We start from the raw sequence: 17,488 nt of genomic DNA on the forward strand, positions 1-17,488 counted from the left end.
GGGGGCGAAGTTTGTCAGCGCCGACAAGGAATCCCGTCAGCATCGACAACGGCACCGGGCAGGACCCGGTCCCGCGTCCGGACTAGGGTCGGAAGAGACCTCGCCGCACGTGGCGGCGAGCGCTGCCGAGGAGACCCTGTGGGACGTGTGACCGCGCGCCGTTCCGTCGTGACCTACGACGCCGAGACCCGACGCCAGCGCCCCGACAGCCTGGCCGTCGAGGAGCCGATGGAGATCCGCGTCAACGGCGAGCAGTTCGCCGTGACGATGCGGACCCCGGGTTCGGACTTCGAGCTGGCACAGGGGTTCCTGCTCAGCGAGGGCGTCGTCTCCCGCCGCGACCAGATCGCCGCGATCCGCTACTGCGCGGGCAAGAACGACGACGACGAGAACACCTTCAACGTCCTCGACGTCGCCGTGCGCGGTGGCAACCTCGCGGCCCTCGACGCGATGAAGCGGCAGACCTACACGACCTCCTCGTGCGGCATCTGCGGCAAGGCCTCGCTCGAGGCGGTCGCGACCACCACCAGCTTCAGCCCGGCGGCCGACCGCACGGCGTTCGCCCGGGAGGTCGTCGCCTCACTGCCGGACCGGCTCCGGGAGGCGCAGCGGGTCTTCGACGTCACCGGCGGCCTCCACGCTGCGGGTCTGTTCACGGCCCACGGCGACGCCCTCGTCGTCCGCGAGGACGTGGGGCGGCACAACGCGGTCGACAAGGTGCTCGGCTGGGCCCTGGAGCACGACCGCCTCCCCATGACCGGCATCGCGCTCTGCGTCAGCGGGCGTGCGTCGTTCGAGCTCGCGCAGAAGGCGACCATGGCCGGCATCCCGCTGCTCGTCGCCGTCTCTGCACCGTCCTCGCTGGCGGTCTCGCTCGCCGAGGAGGTCGGGCTGACGATCGCCGGCTTCGTCCGCGGGACGTCGATGAACGTCTACGCGCACGCGGACCGGATCAGGGACTGACCTCAAGCAGGACTTTCCCACAAGCACTGCGCTCACGAAGGCGGTCACGAAGCGTCACCGGGGAGAGGTTGTTGTGCGCTCGTCCAACTGCGGCGCTACGGTCAGGGTCATGCGCAGAGACGACACCGTCGACGCACTCGTCGAGGCCTTCATCACCGCCGAGAGCCAGCCGGCGGCTCTGGACACCTGGGTCGAGCGGATCGCCGGTCCGACCCTCAGCGAGCTCCCCGCCATCGCCGGCGACGCGGTCCTGGCCGACAGCCTGCAGACCTCGGTGCGAGCCCACTGGCTGGCGTTCCTGGCCGCGCTGCGTGAGCCGGCCCGCGAGGTGCAGCTCGTGCAGGCAGCGGCCGACTTCGCCGCCGACATGGCGCTGCGAGGTCGCCCGCTCACCGAGCTCTTCCAGACCTACCGGGTGGCCCAGAAGGCGGTGTGGGACTACCTCACCACGGCTGCCCGCGCCTTCTCCGGCGACAACCGCGACGAAGCCGGCTTCCTCGTCTTCGTCTGGAACCGGGCGAGCGACTGGCTCAACGCCTCGATCGAGGCCTCGGTCGAGATCTTCCAGGACGAACAGGACCGCCTGCGGCAGGGCGCCGCAGCGCAGGCTCTCGTCACGGTGCGGGGCATCCTCGACGGCTCGGCGGGCACGGCCGCCGACCCCCGCGAGCTCTCCACCGCACTCGGCGGCTACCCGCTGTCCTCACGGCACACCGCCGTGATCCTGCGCGCGGAGACTCCCGAGCGCGTGAGCGAGCTGCGCGACGCCGCGCTGCACCTCGCTCGCAGCGTCGGCAGCCGCAACCCGTTGCTGGTCAGCCCTGGCGGACGGGACCTGTGGTGCTGGCTCGCCACCAGCAACGCGCCCGAGCGCGAGACGCTGCTCGTCGCCGCGGCGCGCTTCGGCGAGCGCGGCATCCGCTCCGCCGCGGGCACCGCGCTGCCCGGCGTGGACGGCTTCCGGCTCAGCCACACCGAGGCCCAGGAGGCGATGCGGATCTCGCTGCGTTCCCCCCACACGCGGCCGATCACGCTCTTCGCGGACGTCGAGATCCTGTCGCTCATCTCCAGCGCCGGGGTCGCGGCCGACCGCTTCGTGCAGCGCACGCTCGGCGAGCTGGCCCGGGACACGGACGCCAACGCGCGCCTGCGCGAGACGCTCCAGGCCCTGCTGACGACGGGCAGCGTGGACGCAGCGGCACGTCTCCTGACCGTGCACAAGAACACCGTGCGCTACCGCGTGGCACAGGCCGAGGCACTGCTCGGTGCACCGCTCGCGTCCGGGCGGGCCGAGGTCGAGCTGGCGCTGCGTTACCTCGACGCCTTCGGTGTCACCCGCTGACCTCAGGCGGATGCTGTGACCCGGTCCGCCGCCTGGAAGAGCGCCTCGTCCCAGCTGCCCGGCTCCATCACCAGCCGGCGGAACTTCATGATGTCGCGCGGCCGGTCGATGGTGAGGACACCGGCGAGCTGGGTGCCCCGGCGGTACAGGACGATCGCGCCCGGGCCGTGCGGACCGACCGTGACCACCTCATCGGCGCGCGGGGTGCCCACGAACTGCAGCCGGTGGCCGTACCAGTCGGACCAGAAGTACGGGATCGTGTCGAGGAAGGCGATCTCCTCCCCCGTGCCCGCCAACGCGTTACGCGCTGCCAGGGCACCTTGCTCCGCGGCGTTCGTCCAGTGCTCGAGGCGCATGAGGTCGCCTCCGAACCGGACGTTCGGGAAGTGGGCGACGTCGCCGGCCGCCCAGATGCCTGGCACCGAGGTGGCGAGCGAGGCGGTGCAGAGCACGCCGCGGTCGCCGTCGTGGAGGGCGACCGGGCTGTCCTCGAGCCAGCCCGTGGCCGGGCGGACGCCGATGCCCACGACGACCAGGTCCGCGGGGACGGTCGTGCCGTCGTCGAGCACGACGCCGGTGACCCGGCCGCCTGTGCTCTCCAGTCCCGACACGCCGACACCGAGTCGCAGGTCGGTGCCGGCGTCGCGGTGCAGGTCGGCGCAGATGGCACCTGGCTCCGGGCCCAGGGACCTGCTCAGCGGCACCTCCAGACGCTCGACGATCGTCGCCGGGAGCCCACGCTTGCGCGCGGCCGAGGCGATCTCGGAGCCGATGAACCCGGCGCCGATCACGACCGTGCGGGCTCCGGCATCCAGCGCCCGGCGGACGGCGACGGCGTCGCTGTGCGTCCGCAGGCCGGTCACGCCGGCGATGCCGTCCGCCCCCGGGAGCCGGTACGGCGTGGCCCCGGTAGCGATCACCAGGGCGTCGTACGCGACGGCAGTGTCGCCGAGCAGCACCCGCCGGCCATCGGTGTCGAGTCCGGTCGCGGGCGTCCCCAGGAGCGTCGTCACCCCGAGCCCGTCGAGCTCGTCGCGCGACCGGAGCGGCACGAGGTCGTCGCCGGTGCGGTGGTCGAGCTGCGCCTTCGAGAGCGGAGGCCGGTCGTAGGGCAGGTGGTCCTCCGCCCCGACGAGCACGATCTCGCCGTCCCAGCCGGTCCTGCGGGCGGACTCGGCCGCCCGCAGCCCCGCCAGGGAGGCTCCGACGATGACCAGGCGACGGACGCCGGGCTCCCGGGTGCTCACGTCAGTCCCTCAGCGACAGCGCGGAGACCGGGCAGGAGTCGATGGCCGCCCGGATGAAGGCGCGCTGCCCCTCGTCCGGCGCCTCGTCGAGGACGACGACGAAGCCGTCGTCACCCACTTCGAAGAACTCGTGCGCCATGGCCTCGCACATGCCCAGGCCCTCGCAGCGGCTGCGGTCGACGTCGATGCGCATGACCTCACACCCCCGCCGTCTCGACCGGGACGAAGTCGACCTTCTCGCGCACGCCGCAGTCCGGGCAGCACCAGGTGTCGGGGATGTCGGCCCAGGCGGTGCCCGCCGCGAAGCCTTCGAGCTCGTTGCCCGCGGCGACCTCGTAGGTGTAGCTGCAGCCGGGGCAGCGCGCCGCGAGGACCTCGTTGGTGAAGGTGTGGGCCGAGCTGTCCTCGTGCAGGTCCTCGACCGCGGTCGCGACCGGCACCGGGTACCGGCGCAGGAGCTTCTCGCGCTTGGCCGGGTGCACGTTGGCGAGGCGGAGGTCGCCGCCGTAGTGGGCCACGACCCGCTTGTCCATGAGCTTGCGGAAGAGCGGCGGGACGAGGGCGACCACGATCATGCCGGTGTAGCCGGTCGGCAGGACCGGAGCCTCCCGGAAGTCCCGCAGCGTCTGGTAGCGACGCGTCGGGTTCGCGTGGTGGTCGCTGTGGCGCTGCAGGTGGTAGAGCAGCACGTTGGTGGCGATGTTGTTCGAGTTCCAGCTGTGGCTCGGGTCGACCCGCTCGTAGCGCTGGCGCTCCGGCGTACCGACCTTCTGGCGGAGCATGCCGTAGTGCTCCATGTAGTTGACGACCTCGAGGAGGGAGAAGCCGACGACACCCTGCAGGACCAGGTACGGCAGGATCCCGACGCCGAGCCAGACGGTGAGGCCACCCCACAGGACGACGGTCATCAGCCACGCGTTGAGGACGTCGTTGCCGAGGTGGAACGGGTGCGTGCCCTTGCGCTCGTAGCGCTTGGCCTCGAGGTGCCACGAGCTGGTCAGCGAGCCGAGGACGGTGCGCGGCCAGAACCGGTAGACGCTCTCACCCATGCGGCTCGAGGCCGGGTCGTCCGGGGTGGCGACGCGGACGTGGTGGCCGCGGTTGTGCTCGATGTAGAAGTGGCCGTAGAACGACTGCGCCAGCGCGATCTTGGAGAACCAGCGCTCGTGGCTCTCCTTCTTGTGGCCCAGCTCGTGGGCGGTGTTGATGGCGACGCCCGCCACGACACCGATGGAGATGGCCAGACCGACCTTGTCCGCGACGCTCAGGTCCGCGGTGGCGAGGTACCACATGGCGAGGACGAAGCCGGCGTACTGCACGGGGAGGTAGAGGTAGGTCACCCACCGGTAGTAGCGGTCGTTCTCGAGCGCCTCGATGATCTCCTCGGGCGGGTTGGTGTCGTCGTAGCCGGCGACGAGGTCGAGCAGCGGGATGACCGCGAAGAACATCAGCGGCGTCAGCCACAGCCAGCCGGACCAGCCGGTCTGGTGCTGGAGCCCCAGACCGATGAGCGGCGTCACCGGGATGACGAGGCCGAGGATCCACAGGTAGCGCTTCTTGTCCTTCCACGCGGGCGCGGAAACCGCGCCTGCGCCGTACGAGGCCGTGGACATGGTGTCCTCCAAGAGATCGGGAAATCTGGCGATGTTGAGACGATCGCACAACGATTTCGCGCCGATCTAGGAGGATCGCTCTGAATCAGCGGGGCCAAATTGGACTATCGGCCAACTGACTGTGGCGGCGTGTCAGGACGACGCGATCGACTCCAGCACCCAGCCGTGGCGGATCCGCTGCGGGTGGTCGCCGACCGGGAAGTAGGCCAGCTCCTTGCCGGTGGCGAAGTCGATCACTGCGACGGAGTCGGCCTCGCTCAGGGAGATCCAGCACCGGTTTCCCGGGCCCTCGGTGGTCCAGTAGGGCTTGGCGTAGGCGTGCCCGGTCGTCGCGGTGTCGTAGAGCCGGTACGTGCCGCTCGAGCGGTCCACGAGCGCGACGTAGTCGTCCATCGTGCCGGCCGCGCACAGTGTCCGGCCGGTGGTGTCGATCGAGAGGCCGTGGTGGGCGGAGTCGTTGACGTAGTCCTCCAGCGGCATCGTCGGCACCCGGTTGGGCAGGTCGATCACGCGTGTGACGGCCCCGGTGCGCGGCTCCGCGACCGTGCCGGCCTGGTAGTCGACCGTGCCATTGAGGTCGGGGGCCTGGGTGTCGAACTCGACCAGCCCGTGGAAGTAGGAGACCTGGAAGTAGACGAACCGCTCCCCCGGCGCGATCGCCATCGGACGCACCGCCGAGCTCATCCCCGGATGGCCCGCCTCGGCGAGCTCCTTGCCCATGTCCCAGCGCTGGGTCACCGCGAAGTCGGCGTTGCGGACGATCTCGAACCAGCGGTCACCCTTGACCGCGTCGTTGAGCGGCCCGATCTTGACCGCACCGGCGTAGAGGTCGTCGCCCGGGGTGTAGACCCGGCCGATGGAGGCGTGGAAGATCCGCGACCCGTCCGCGGAGTAGTTGCTCTCGTGCGGCGTCTCGCCGGACTCGAAGGTACGCAGCCGCTGGCCCATGGTGACCTTCGTGCCGTCGGGCAGCGTCTGGTTCACCATCGAGTACTCGTGCACCGTGTGTGAGGTCGAGTCCGACACGAGCAGGCGCTGGCCGTCGGGCGAGAGACCCATGTGGTCGGTGCGGAAGCCGTCCATCTGCTCCTCGTGCACGATCGCACCCGGAGCCTTCGCGATCGCCTTCGCGATGTCGATCCAGACCACGTCGGCGAAGCTCGGGCGGGAGACCGCGAGGTACTTCCCGTCGGGCGTGGTGAACATGTCGTCGACGAACTGGTCATGGCCCTCGCCGGGACCGGTGCGGATGAGCAGGAACTCGGCCAGCTTGACCGGGTTCAGGTAGATGTCCGCGAGCTCCTGCGCCTTGTCCGGCACCAGGTTGATGCCGGACCGCAGCGTCTGCAGCGAGCCGGCGTCGACCATCGATGCCGTGCCCGCCCAGTTGTTGCCGACGAACATCACGCTGCGCATCGAGGTCGCTCCCGCTGCCGGACCGGAAGCCGACAGCGGGGCCAGCGAGAGGCCGACCACGGCCAGGGCGGTGGCGACACGGGACGGACGACGCATGGGTACTCCTCGGGGTGGTGGTGCTGAGGTTCAACGACGCGGGGGCGTCACAGGAACGCGCGGCCCTCGCCGCGGTAGGTGGGGACGGTCCCGACGAGGACGCCGTCGTGGACCAGGTGCAGCTCGTTGACGCGCTCGCACAGCTCGCCGGCCTTGGCGTGCCGGAACCACACGCGGTCGCCCACGGCGAGGTCGGCCGCTCCCGCGAGCGGCGTCTGCGCCTCCCCCGCACCCTCGAGTGGCGTCAGCCTCAGGCCCTCGGGCCAGACCGGTCGGGGCAGCCGGTCCGTGGCCGGCACACCGCTGGCGACCCAGCCACCGCCGGCGACCGTCGCGATGCCGGCGACGGGCCGGCGCACGACCGAGGTGACGAAGTACGCCGCGGGGTGCGGCCGGAAGCGCTGGTAGCCGTCGAAGAGCGTCGGTGCGTAGAGGCCCGACCCGGCCGCGACCTCGGTGACGGCGTCCTCCGCGACGGTGGACTCGATGCTCCCCGTGCCGCCGCCATTGACGAACTCGAGGTCCACGACCTCGCGCACGGCCGCGACGACCGCAGCCCGGCGCCGGGCGAGCTCGGCGATCGAGGCAGCCTGGATCGCCCGGATCTGGAGCCGGTGCGCGAGCGACCCCGCGTTGTCGCCGAGGCCGGCGACCTGGCCCTCGTAGGCCATCAGTCCGACGAGGCGGAACGCCGGCCGCGCGGCCACCGTGCGGGCAAGTGCGACCGCCTGGCCGACCGAGTGCACCGGTGACCGTCGTACGCCGAGGTGGATCCGGCCGTCGAGCAGCCGCAGGGACGCGTCCAGGTCGAGGCAGACCCGGATCGGCTGGTGCCCCGCCGGCACGGCCCGCTCCACCAGGTCGAGCTGCGCGACGTCGTCCACCATGAGCGTGACCCGGTCCAGCAGCCGTGGGCTGGACGCGAGCTGCTGCAGCGCCCTCCGGTCGGCGGTCGGGTAGCCGACCACGACGTCGTCATGCTCCTCGGCCAGCCAGAGCGCTTCGGCCAGGGTCAGCGCGAGGATGCCGCTGAATCCCTCGGTCGCGAGCACCGCGGCGGTGAGCGACCGGCAGCGCACGGACTTGGACGCGACCCGCACCGGCTTCCCCGCGGCGCGGGCGACGAGCGAGCGTGCGTTGGCGGCGAAGGCACCGAGGTCGACCACCGCGAAGGGGGCGTCGAGGTGGGCGGTTGCCTCGTCGAGCGCCGCGAAGTCCGTCGGCGTCGGCGCGAGCGCTGTCAGGTCGAAGCCGGCGGTCGGGGACGGGGTCATCCGAAGATCCGCCGGACGTGGTCGTTGGCGAAGACGCCTGCGGGGTCGAGACGGCGGCGCACCGCCTGGAAGGAGTCCCACTCGGGGTAGCGCCCGCTCAGCTCCGCTGCATCGAGGGTGTGCCGCTTGCCCCAGTGCGGGCGGGCGGCGTACTCCACTCCGATCGCCTGGACCGCGGCGAAGTACGCCTGCCACGGCATGCCCTGGTAGGCGTGGACCGCGACGTACGCCGTCGCCCGGCCGTAGGACGGGCTGAGCATCGACTCGCTGTCGGCGGCGACCACGCGTACCTCGATCGGGAAGTTGACGCCGTGCTGCTCGGCGACGCGGAGGATCCGCGGCAGCACCTCGGGCAGCACCTCCCGCGGGAAGGCCCACTCCGACTCGGTGAAGCGCACCTCGCGCGGCGAGGAGAAGACCTTGTGGCCGACGTTGACCTTCTCCGACGGCGAAGCGACCGAGGTGACCAGGCGGTTGAGCCGCGGGACCTGGCTCGGGAAGCGACGCCCCGCGCGGCAGATCAGGTCGAGCACCTTGTTCTCGAGGATGACCTCGTCGAAGTACGCGCGACGCTCGCTGCCCGGCTGCGCCAGGTCCTGGGTGCGCTCGAGCTGCTTGGTGAGCGCCCGGTCGGCGTAGGGGAAGACGAAGAACTCGAAGTGGTCGCTGCCGTCGGCGAACGCGTCGAAGTCGCGGAGCACGGTCACCAGCGGCATCCGGTCGCGCCTCTCCCGCAGCCGGAACGCCGGCACCGTCCGCAGCGTGTACGCGGTCACCACGCCCAGCGCACCCACGCTCACCCGGCCGGCACGCAGGTCGTCGCCGTCCAGCTCGACCACGTCGCCGGCCGCGGTCACGATTTCCATCGACTCCACGAACGTCGCGAGGTTGCCGAATGCCGCGCCCGTGCCGTGGGTCGCCGTCGAGATCGCTCCGGCGACGCTCTGGACGTTGATGTCGCCGAGGTTGGCCAGGGCCAGGCCATGCGCGTCCAGCAGCTCGTTGACGGCGTACAGGCGGGTGCCGGCGGCGACCCGGACCAGCCCGGTGGCCGGGTCGACGTCGAGCAGGCCGGAGAGCCGGTCCAGCGAGACCAGCGTGCCGTCGGTGACGACGTTGTCGCCGAAGGCGTGGCCGGCACCGACGACCCGGACGACGTCACCACGGGCTGCTGCGGAGACCACCACCGACGCGACCTCGTCGACCGACGCCGGGCTCACCCGGTGCCGCGGCGTACACACCTGGTCGCCGGTCCAGTTGCGCCACATCGAAGCTCCCCCTCGTCCGATCGGCCCGTGTGGCCGTCGGTCCACCCTGCCGTGTGCGCGACCCGCGGCGGAAGCGCCAATGTCGCCGCGGATTCACATGATGGCGTTGTCAGTGCTCCGCCACATGACGGACCGCGACGGTGCATAGTGGTGGCCCGATGGACGTCCACACCCGCAAGCTGCGCTGCTTCCTCGTCGTCGCGGAGGAGCTGCACTTCAGCCGTGCCGCTGCGCGGATCTTCCTCACCCAGCAGGCCCTGAGCCGGCAGATCCGCGAGCTCGAGGAGGAGCTCGGCGTCGCCCTCTTCGAGCGCACCACGCGGCGGGTGGCCCTGACACCGGCGGGCGAGGCCTTCCGCGAGACGACGGCGCAGCTGCTGGCGGGCTTCGACGACGCGGTGGAGGCCGCCCGGCGCACTGACCGGGCGATGTCCGGCCGCCTCCGGATCGGCTTCTGCCCGGGCGCGGCGCTGGAGCTCACGACACCGATCCTGGGCGACTTCCGGGAGGCGTTCCCCGACGTCGACCTCGACCTGCGCGAGTTCCCCGCCAACGACCCGTCGGCAGGACTCGCGACCGGGGTCAGCGACGTCGCGTTCATCCGGTTGCCCCAGGGCACCGACGGGATCGAGACCGAGGACCTCTTCGTGGATCCCTGCATCGCCGCGGTCGCCTCGGGGCACCGGCTCGCGGGTCGCACGACGGTGACGGTCGCCGACCTCCTGGACGAGCCACTCACGCTGAGCGACACCGCCGACGACGTCTACAAGGCCTTCTGGAGCCTGCGCGACGCGCGCACCGACCCGCCGCCCAAGATCCACCCGGTGAGCTCGGTGACGGAGGAGGTGGCCCTGGTCGCGACCGGCATGGCCGTCTCCGTGACCAGCTCCGCGGTGCAGACCTTCACCCCCATGCCCGGCGTGAGCTACCTCCCGATCGAGGACTGGCCCGGATCCCGTGTCGCCCTGGGCTGGCACGCAGGCGAGCGGTCGCGGATCGTGGCGCACTTCGTCAACACCGTCTGCGCCGTGCGTGACCGGGAGACCGACCTCGTGCGATCGCTCGAGCGGCGCGGCCTGCCCGACGCCTGAGCCGGCGCGCCGGTCCGGCCCGTCGAGGTGACCAAGGTCCCGGCTGGTGGACGACACCCGCCCCTGACGGCCGACGGCATCCCGGAGTGTGCTGGAGGGACCACCCGAAGGAGACCCCGATGACCACCAGCCACTGGTTCAAGGCCCATGTGCACGAGCTCGGCACCGGCGAGTGCCGCGACTACCTGCTCAACCACGTCGTCGGCCGGATCGTCCTCGACGACGACCAGGGCCCCGTCGCGTTCCCCGTCAACTACGCCCTCGACGGCAACGACATCGTGATCGCGGTCAGCGCGGACGGCGAGATCGCGCGGCACGCCACGGGCCACCCGGTCGCGTTCGAGATCGACGACATCGACCCCGCCAACGAGGCGGGCTGGTCCGTCGTCGTACGCGGCGTGGCGGAGCAGGCCGCAGACCTCCCGCAGGACCCCGACGGCCGTCCGTATCCGTGGGCAGAGGGGAACCGCAGCCACCTCCTCCGGATCCGGCCGCAGTCCGTGAGCGGTCGGCAGCTGATCCCGGCATGACCCCGCGCGCGTGCGTTCCCGCGCCGGTTCGCGCGCGGGTGAGCCGTGACAGCGGTGACGTCGCCGGGGCACACTGGCTGGGGATCGACCAGGAGGGGTCGAGCATCGCGGAGGGGGATCGCCATGTCGTCACCCGCGGTGCGGGACTACCGAGCCGGCGCTCGCGCCGCACGACAGCTGGGCTGTGAGGACACCGGCACCGCGCTCGACCGCCGCGAGCGGCTGCGTCGCCTGGCACGCGAGATCGTGGCCGGAGACTCGGTGTGGTCGGGCACCGCCTTCGGCCACGGGTTCGTGGACTACGTCCAGAGCCACACCGGTCCGGTCGTTCCTGCGCAGCGACGGACGGCGCCCGACTGAGAGCCCTCGTCGTACGGACGCACGGAAATGCCAGAAGCCCGGTCCGTCGGACCGGGCTTCTGCTTCCTGTGGAGGTGAGGGGACTCGAACCCCTGACCCCCTGCATGCCATGTCGAGCCATGGGGCTCTGTGAGCACGGTTTGAGCGTGGCGCGTGCTCGATATCGGCTGTTCGCAACATCGAACTGCTGCAGCGTTGCTGCACTTTCGTTCTGCACCTGCGGTGGTGACTGTCTGCGCCGGCGGCGACCACTGACAAGCGCGACCACGCAACCAGGGTGAGGCTTCGGGGCGGCCCCGGAGATGGTGACGGCGTCTCCACTGTGGGCGACCGCCCCGGGCCGTGACCGCTGGGGCGCCGCATCAATGGAGCGACGGCTCTCCTCCCCTTCGCCGCAACACGTCGCCCCACGACGCTTGCGTCTTCGGGCCGTCACACGGGGTCGTCGGCGGCGGTCATAACCTTGCTTGGGAGACCGTCTTGCATTCGTCGAGCGACCGCACGATCCACGAGCGAGGCGACCGTTGGGTTCATGTTGACCAACTTGACCTTGCTCGCAAACGTGCTCATTCCCATATCTACGAACATCTTGCCGATGACCTCATCGGCGAAGCTCGAGGAGACCACCGCCTGTCCCTCAAAGTCGAGGACGATGTGCGGCGCCCCATCGCTGAGAATGTTCATGATCAAGGTCTTCAGCTCACGGGCGGCTTCCCGACTTCCGGCACCCCCCGCCTGATCCCGAATGTTCAGGACGTGCTCGCCGGAATCAGACTCGAGACTCTCTAGAAACATGTTTGGCGGGTCGTAGTTCAGGGCCTTGCTGAGACTCACCGGCCGATCAATCGAGAGCTGGAAGTCGACGATGGTGCCGCCACCCGTTGCGTTGATTGCCCACTGATCGTTGTTACCCGTGACCGAGGCTCCAGTTAGTCGGAGCTCGCCCTTTCCGGAGCGCAGGATCAGCGAGCCATCGTTCTGATCGATGATCTGTGTGAGGCCGAACAGGCCGTTGCCCTGGTTCGTCTCCGTGTTTCGGGTGACGCCTTCTTGGATAGCCAAGGTGAGAGCGTCGTAGGCCGTCTTGGGCCTGTAAGTCACCGACGACGCGAGCGAAGCTCGAATCCCGCGGCCAGCATCCGCTACGCAAACGGCAAGGCGCTTGTTCGCTGGATGAAGCTGCAGCATCGAGAAACCAACTGCTCCGTCTGAATGTTGGACGACGTTGTCCAACACCTCGTAGAGGCACCACTCGAGCGCCTCAAGGACACCAGCCTCGCACTCGACCTTGCGACGGACACAGTCGATGTACGCCGTCGTCAGGGCATTCGCTTGAACGTGATCGAAATAGGCCCAGACTTTGGATGTCGGCTCGGCAATCTCGCGGAGGTTCTCCGGAGTAGCCTCAATCGGGTTGCGGAGCCGCATTCGCTCCGCAATCTCCGGAACATTCTGCAATTCGATGCGGACGCCGGCACTGCGGTAGTGCTCAATGGCAGCCACGGCCGGAACGACCGCGTTTGGATAGAAGCCGCTGGCGTCCGCAAAATCGAACTGAAGTGGGCGCCTAGCGCGCTGAGCAGCGGTGCGACACTCGCGCGCGATCCGGGAGACGTCACTTTGACGTGACAGCGTGTGGATCGAGACCAAACGGGGTCCGGACTCTGGTGAGGGCTTCGGCGTTGACTTGCGGCTACCACCGCGGGCACCGCTCGACCGCTTGGGTGGATTCGTAGAGGTTGAGCTCCGCGGACGTTTGCGCGCTTGCTTCCGCTTCAGCAAGGCCGCCTTGATTGCGCTGGCCGAATCCTCGTTGACCGAGGGCGGGGTGCCCACCAGCGACAGGCCCAGTTCTCGCGCGGTCTCAACGACGACGCTTGCCCCGAACCCTGTCTCACGGGCGAGACTCACAATTGACCTCAAACGACATTCCTCCGCCAGGGCGATGCAGCTCCACGTGGCACCGACACTATTAGGAACCAACTACTTCCGGTCGCAAGTTGGGGGAACGCAACATCGATATCCGCCGTCCGAAACTGGCTCGGGACTCGGATGGCACGTTGGAAGGGGGCGACGTGCCAACGGCCCTAGCGGACGGATCATCTGGCCACAGGCACAGAGCCTGGGCGCCCGGCGTCGGGCACCATCCCCGGGTGACAAGATGTGAACCTTGAAGTGCGCGGGGTGCGCGGAGGGACCGGCGCCAGCCGCAGCCCGGAGCGCGGGGCCCCGCGGCGGCGCCGGCGCAGCCGGCGCCCTTGATTTCATAGAGCCGAACTCGGCAACGTCAGCGCGCAACGCTCGGCGCCGACGAGCGCAATCTGGTGACGTTCGACCCGGGACTGGTTCAGGTCGCCGGCCGGATCATCGACCGGGCTGCCTGGGGCATCGATTGCAAGCCCTCGCGCCGAGGTGCCGGAACGCCGGGGCCGGATAGACGGCGCGAGATGTCCGTGAGCATCGGAACGAGCACACGATCGACATCTTCCGGATCCACTGCCCCTGCGCTCTCCAGCCGAAGGAACCCATTGACGGCGGTCGCGAGCTGCAGGACGTATGGGCAGGTACGACCATCAGCGCCCGTCGCAGGTTCGGCCCGCCCGGAATCGTCCAGACACAAGCGGTCGAACGACAACTCAAGAAGCCCGATCACGACCGGCTTCACGGAACCACGAAACCGTTCGTCTTCCCACAGCGACCACAGGCCCCGATTCTCCCGACAGAAGTCGACGTAGACCCGTGCGAGTGTCACCATCGCGGCTCCGGGCGACTCATGAGTCACCACGCCCGGGATCGCGGACCTCAGCTTGCTCTCCCCCGCTCGTGCAACGGCGTCACCGAGGGCCTCGATCGACCCAAAATAGCGGTAGATCCCCATGTGGCTCACCCCAGCGGCAGCGGCGACGTTGCGCACGGAGAACCCCGCGAGTCCGCGCTCGTGGAGCACGCGCGTCGCGGCCGCGAGGAGCCCCGCTCGGGTCTCCGCGGCCTGGGTGGAAGTGGTGTAGACGAGCACGTCAGACTTCCGGATTCATCGAAGCGCTCCCGGAGCGAACTGGGCACCCCGCTGGCTGTAATCCCTCAGCGACCGACTGCAGTGACCCTCGTCCTGGAGGGGCCGGTAGCTGGTGTCTCGTGGGTCGCGTGCACGCGTCGGGTACTCGCAGTACGGACCGCGGCGCATGATCTGGTCGATCTGCAGCCTGCCGTCGGACATCGCACCTGCCAGGAGGTTGATGCCGGCCGGGAAGTCCTGCAGGAAGGCACGGATCTGGGGGTTACGGGCATTGAGGATGGACGAAAGGTCGCCCTGCGCCTGGAGGTAGGCAGGCATCACGTCAACCAGGTCAGCCACAAGCTTCCGCAGCTGCGCGATCTGCTCGGGCCCCCGTCCGAGCGCCTTGTAGAGCTCGGGCTGATAGGCACGCAGCCATGACGTGAAGGTGGCGAGATCGCTGGTCGCTGCAATCAGGTCATCACGGGAGTCGGCTCCGACCTCGAGGATGGTGTGGCTCTCGGAGCCGAAGCGGGTGAGCAGCCCCGCGTTGCGGTCGAAGGTCCCGATCAGCGACGAGCTGTCGGCGATGAGCCGCTGGAGGTCCTCCTCCGCGCCGCCGAGGCCGATGCTCAGCTCGCGCAGCACGGTGTGGACCTTGGCGGGATCCATCTGTCCCATGAGCCGGTCGAGCGAGACCGCGAGGTCGGCGACGGTCGTCGGCACGTCAGGCGCGGACGCCCTGACGACGTCTCCAGAGCGCAGGAAGCTGCCACCGGAGGCGACCGGCTGAAAGTCGAGATACTGCTCGCCGATGGGCGACAGGCTGCGGACCTGCACCCGGCTGCGGGAGGGGACGTGAGTGCCTGGCGCGATCCGGACCGCCGCTCGCACGCCGTTCGCTGTGAGGTGCATGTCGGTCACCTTCCCGACCACGATGCCGCGATAGCTCACGCCCGAGCCGACGTAGAGCCCACCGGTGCGCGGAAGGTCGACGTCGACATTGGTCGCCGGCGTGAGCAGGGGCGCGCGCAGGACGCTGCCGTACAGGTAGACGACGCAGGCCACGAGGACCAGGCCGACGCTGGCCAGGCTGTAGAGGTAGGTGCGCTTGATCCGCTTCACTTCGACCCTCCGAGGAGACCGTTGAGCAGTGGTAGACCGCCGCCGCCCGAGCTGTCGGACCCGGGTCCGAGCAGTCCTCCGACCGTCCCGGTGAGACCTCCGAGGAGACCACCACTCTGCGTATCGCCGGTCCCCGAGGAGCCGCCGGAAGAGGGTGCGTTCGCATCCAGGAGCCCGCGGAGGTCGAGGTGCAGGAGCGCGTCCTGGGGTACGACGTCCCCTGGCACGGCTTGGTCGAGGATCCGGCGCGCGGCAGCAAGCGATCGCAGGCCGTCGACGAACTGCGGCTCCACGGAGACGATCTCGTCGAGGATGGGGCCGAGCTGGTGCAGGATCTGCACGAGCTCGGCGTCAGTCCTGTCGAGGACTCCGTTGGTGCGGGCCACGACCTGGTTGGAGCGGGCCAGGAGCCTGGTCAGCGTGGGCGTCTCGCGGCGGAGCACTTCGGCCATCGGGCCGAGGGCCCGGATCGCCTCGCCGAAGACCTCCTTGCGCTTCATCAGCATCGCGGAGGTGGCGTTGAGGTCGCGGAGCAGGCCGTCGAGGTCGCCGGACGCGGCATTCGCCTGCGCGAGGAAGGCGTTCGCGCGGTACATCACCGACCGGACGTTCGCCTCGCGGCCGCCGAGCACGTCGTTGAGCTCCTCGTTGATGGTCTGTACCTGGGTCAGGCCGCCGCCGTTGACCAGCAGCGAGGCCTGGGCGAGCGTGTCCTCGACGGACGGTGCGGTCGAGGTCTTCGTGGCCGCGAGGGAGCCACCGTCCTCGATCGCCTTCCCTGCCGACGCAGGCGTCAGCTCGACGAACACCTCGCCGAGCGGGGTGTCATAGCGCAGACGGGCCGTGGTGCCGGCGCGGAGCTCGACGTCGTCCTCGATCTCCATCGAGGCAACGGCGTGAAAGCCTTCGGCGCGCAGCTCCGTCACCCGACCGACCGGCAGGCCTCCGATCTTGACCCTCGCCCCTTCCGTGAGGTTGAGGGCGTCCTGGAACGGCGCATTGATCGTGTACGTCGGCCCGTCGACGCCGCGCCCCGGAAGGGGCAGGTCCTGGTAGCCGGGGCCACAGGCAGTTGCGAGGCCCACGACGGCAGCCGCTCCTGCGGCTGCGCGCACGGTTCGTCCGTTCATGGTCAGATCCCCCCACCGTGGAGCAGGTCGAGGACGATGCTGGTGAGCGTCGTCGGGTTCAGGGTGAGAGCGAGGCTGTTGCAGACCGATCCGAGCCTGGAGCAGAGCTTCTCGATGTAGGGGCCGAGCGGCGTGAGTGCTGCCGGGTCGAGCTGGAGCCGGATCCGCCCGGAGGGGGCTGCACGTTCGAGGTTCTGCCCCAGGAGCGGCAGGGTGTCGAGTGCCTCCTCGACGTCAGCCTGGCTCGCCAGCGTGTTGTGGAGCGTCCGGGTCAGGCCCCTCACGTCCGTCGTCAGCGCGGCGCGGTGGCGCCGGGCAAGCCTGCTGACATCGTCGATGGACGCGGAGAGAGAGGTGAGCGCCGCGCCGATGCTGGTGCGCTCGTCGGCCAGCAGGTCGGCCGCGTCGGCGAGGTTGTCCACGAAGGCCCGCACGGTCGACTCGTTGGCATTGAGCGCCGTCGCGAGTGCCGTCATCGACCGCACGGTGCCGACGAGCGTGTTGCGCTGGGCGTTGACCTCGCCGAGCGCACTGGCCAGGCCGGTCGTCGCGTCGTGCATCGCCTTGCCGTTGCCGTCGAGGGTGGTTGCCGAGACGTCGATCAGGTCGCGTAGGTCGGTCGACACGGCAGGGTTGCTGGTCAGGTCGTTGCCCAGCTTCGTCATCGAGGCGAGGGCCTTGTCGAAGTCCACCGGCGTCGCGGTGCGGCGCATCGGTATGACCGCACCGTCCGCCAGGGTCCTGCCCCCGGTGTAGACGGGCGTGAGCTCGATGTAGCGGTCAGCTGCGATGCTGCGGGTCACCACGGCTGCACCCGCGTCGGCAGGGAGCTCGATGTCGGCGTTCGTGATCTCGAGGCGGGCCTTGACGGTGTCGCCGTCGGGGTCGAGGGACACCACGCGTCCGACGGGGACACCGAGGACGCCCACGTCGTTGCCGACGAACAGGCCGGCCGAGTCGGGCAGCATCACCGTGATGTGCCGAGGAGCGGGCTGGCGGACGATCGCGATCACCAGCGCGAGGATCGCGATGCTCACG

At 69.9% G+C, this 17,488-nt stretch carries 16 protein-coding genes; 5 read left to right on the top strand and 11 right to left on the bottom strand.

The window, feature by feature from the left end; genetic code table 11:
- The first annotated feature begins 138 nt into the window (after positions 1-138).
- Together fdhD and Q5722_RS02535 are read left to right on the top strand one after the other, a co-directional pair.
- The gene (fdhD, locus tag Q5722_RS02530) at positions 139-963 is read left to right on the top strand and encodes a formate dehydrogenase accessory sulfurtransferase FdhD (RefSeq protein ID WP_305026640.1); all 825 of its coding nucleotides are present in this window, start codon (positions 139-141) and stop codon (positions 961-963) included.
- Between the two features lie 109 nt (positions 964-1,072).
- Entirely contained in the window at positions 1,073-2,305 is a 1,233-nt protein-coding gene (locus Q5722_RS02535; RefSeq protein WP_305026641.1) for a PucR family transcriptional regulator, read from the top strand.
- Between the two features lie 2 nt (positions 2,306-2,307).
- Here the strand turns inward: Q5722_RS02535 and Q5722_RS02540 are convergent, their stop codons facing one another.
- From Q5722_RS02540 to Q5722_RS02565, 6 genes are all read right to left on the bottom strand, one after another.
- Complete coding sequence (locus Q5722_RS02540; protein ID WP_305026642.1) at positions 2,308-3,552, bottom strand: NAD(P)/FAD-dependent oxidoreductase; 1,245 nt, start codon at positions 3,550-3,552, stop codon at positions 2,308-2,310.
- Position 3,553: 1 nt separating this feature from the next.
- On the bottom strand, positions 3,554-3,745 hold the full coding sequence (locus Q5722_RS02545; RefSeq protein WP_305026643.1) for a ferredoxin: 192 nt from the start codon (positions 3,743-3,745) through the stop codon (positions 3,554-3,556).
- A gap of 4 nt (positions 3,746-3,749) precedes the next feature.
- Positions 3,750-5,165, bottom strand: a complete 1,416-nt coding sequence (locus Q5722_RS02550; protein WP_305026644.1) for a fatty acid desaturase — start codon at positions 5,163-5,165, stop codon at positions 3,750-3,752.
- 132 nt (positions 5,166-5,297) lie between these two features.
- Positions 5,298-6,677 carry a YncE family protein gene (locus Q5722_RS02555; RefSeq protein ID WP_305026645.1) on the bottom strand — a complete coding sequence of 460 codons (1,380 nt, stop codon included), beginning with the start codon at positions 6,675-6,677 and terminating at the stop codon, positions 5,298-5,300.
- A gap of 47 nt (positions 6,678-6,724) precedes the next feature.
- Positions 6,725-7,951, bottom strand: a complete 1,227-nt coding sequence (locus tag Q5722_RS02560; protein ID WP_305026646.1) for an amino acid deaminase/aldolase — start codon at positions 7,949-7,951, stop codon at positions 6,725-6,727.
- Positions 7,948-9,219 (bottom strand): D-arabinono-1,4-lactone oxidase, encoded by a 1,272-nt coding sequence (locus tag Q5722_RS02565; RefSeq protein WP_305026647.1) that lies wholly within the window; start codon positions 9,217-9,219, stop codon positions 7,948-7,950. Before Q5722_RS02565 ends, Q5722_RS02560 begins: the two co-directional genes overlap by 4 nt.
- A 158-nt stretch (positions 9,220-9,377) precedes the next feature.
- On the opposite strand from Q5722_RS02565, the gene Q5722_RS02570 reads away from it, so the two are divergent.
- The 3 genes from Q5722_RS02570 (at position 9,378) to Q5722_RS02580 (ending at position 11,200) form a co-directional block, all read left to right on the top strand.
- Positions 9,378-10,310, top strand: a complete 933-nt coding sequence (locus Q5722_RS02570; protein ID WP_305026648.1) for a LysR family transcriptional regulator — start codon at positions 9,378-9,380, stop codon at positions 10,308-10,310.
- A gap of 119 nt (positions 10,311-10,429) precedes the next feature.
- Positions 10,430-10,840, top strand: a complete 411-nt coding sequence (locus Q5722_RS02575) for a pyridoxamine 5'-phosphate oxidase family protein (RefSeq protein ID WP_305026649.1) — start codon at positions 10,430-10,432, stop codon at positions 10,838-10,840.
- A gap of 123 nt (positions 10,841-10,963) precedes the next feature.
- Positions 10,964-11,200, top strand: a complete 237-nt coding sequence (locus Q5722_RS02580; protein WP_305026650.1) for a hypothetical protein — start codon at positions 10,964-10,966, stop codon at positions 11,198-11,200.
- A 432-nt stretch (positions 11,201-11,632) separates the two neighbouring features.
- On the opposite strand, the gene Q5722_RS02585 is transcribed toward Q5722_RS02580, so the two are convergent.
- The 5 genes from Q5722_RS02585 to Q5722_RS02605 form a co-directional block, all read right to left on the bottom strand.
- Complete coding sequence (locus Q5722_RS02585) at positions 11,633-12,703, bottom strand: STAS-like domain-containing protein (protein WP_305026651.1); 1,071 nt, start codon at positions 12,701-12,703, stop codon at positions 11,633-11,635.
- Positions 12,704-13,547: 844 nt separating this feature from the next.
- Entirely contained in the window at positions 13,548-14,216 is a 669-nt protein-coding gene (locus Q5722_RS02590) for a TetR/AcrR family transcriptional regulator (protein WP_305026652.1), read from the bottom strand.
- Between the two features lie 15 nt (positions 14,217-14,231).
- Positions 14,232-15,320: an MCE family protein gene (locus tag Q5722_RS02595; protein ID WP_305026653.1), complete on the bottom strand. Its 1,089-nt coding sequence runs from the start codon at positions 15,318-15,320 to the stop codon at positions 14,232-14,234.
- Entirely contained in the window at positions 15,317-16,450 is a 1,134-nt protein-coding gene (locus Q5722_RS02600) for an MCE family protein (protein WP_305026654.1), read from the bottom strand. Before Q5722_RS02600 ends, Q5722_RS02595 begins: the two co-directional genes overlap by 4 nt.
- A gap of 2 nt (positions 16,451-16,452) precedes the next feature.
- Entirely contained in the window at positions 16,453-17,487 is a 1,035-nt protein-coding gene (locus tag Q5722_RS02605) for an MCE family protein (RefSeq protein ID WP_305026655.1), read from the bottom strand.
- Between the last annotated feature and the right edge of the window lies 1 nt (position 17,488).

Source organism: Nocardioides jiangxiensis (genome assembly GCF_030580915.1).
GTDB classification, from domain to species: Bacteria; Actinomycetota; Actinomycetes; order Propionibacteriales; family Nocardioidaceae; genus Nocardioides; species Nocardioides jiangxiensis.

Excerpts from the sequence above, each read along its gene's own strand:
- Q5722_RS02565 (WP_305026647.1), bottom strand. The coding sequence starts at position 9,219 with ATGTGGCGCAACTGGACCGGCGACCAGGTGTGTACGCCGCGGCACCGG.
- Q5722_RS02545 (WP_305026643.1), bottom strand. The coding sequence starts at position 3,745 with ATGCGCATCGACGTCGACCGCAGCCGCTGCGAGGGCCTGGGCATGTGC.
- Q5722_RS02535 (WP_305026641.1), top strand. The coding sequence starts at position 1,073 with ATGCGCAGAGACGACACCGTCGACGCACTCGTCGAGGCCTTCATCACC.
- Q5722_RS02575 (WP_305026649.1), top strand. The coding sequence starts at position 10,430 with ATGACCACCAGCCACTGGTTCAAGGCCCATGTGCACGAGCTCGGCACC.
- Q5722_RS02570 (WP_305026648.1), top strand. The coding sequence starts at position 9,378 with ATGGACGTCCACACCCGCAAGCTGCGCTGCTTCCTCGTCGTCGCGGAG.
- Q5722_RS02555 (WP_305026645.1), bottom strand. The coding sequence starts at position 6,677 with ATGCGTCGTCCGTCCCGTGTCGCCACCGCCCTGGCCGTGGTCGGCCTC.
- Q5722_RS02560 (WP_305026646.1), bottom strand. The coding sequence starts at position 7,951 with ATGACCCCGTCCCCGACCGCCGGCTTCGACCTGACAGCGCTCGCGCCG.
- Q5722_RS02550 (WP_305026644.1), bottom strand. The coding sequence starts at position 5,165 with ATGTCCACGGCCTCGTACGGCGCAGGCGCGGTTTCCGCGCCCGCGTGG.
- Q5722_RS02580 (WP_305026650.1), top strand. The coding sequence starts at position 10,964 with ATGTCGTCACCCGCGGTGCGGGACTACCGAGCCGGCGCTCGCGCCGCA.
- Q5722_RS02600 (WP_305026654.1), bottom strand. The coding sequence starts at position 16,450 with ATGAACGGACGAACCGTGCGCGCAGCCGCAGGAGCGGCTGCCGTCGTG.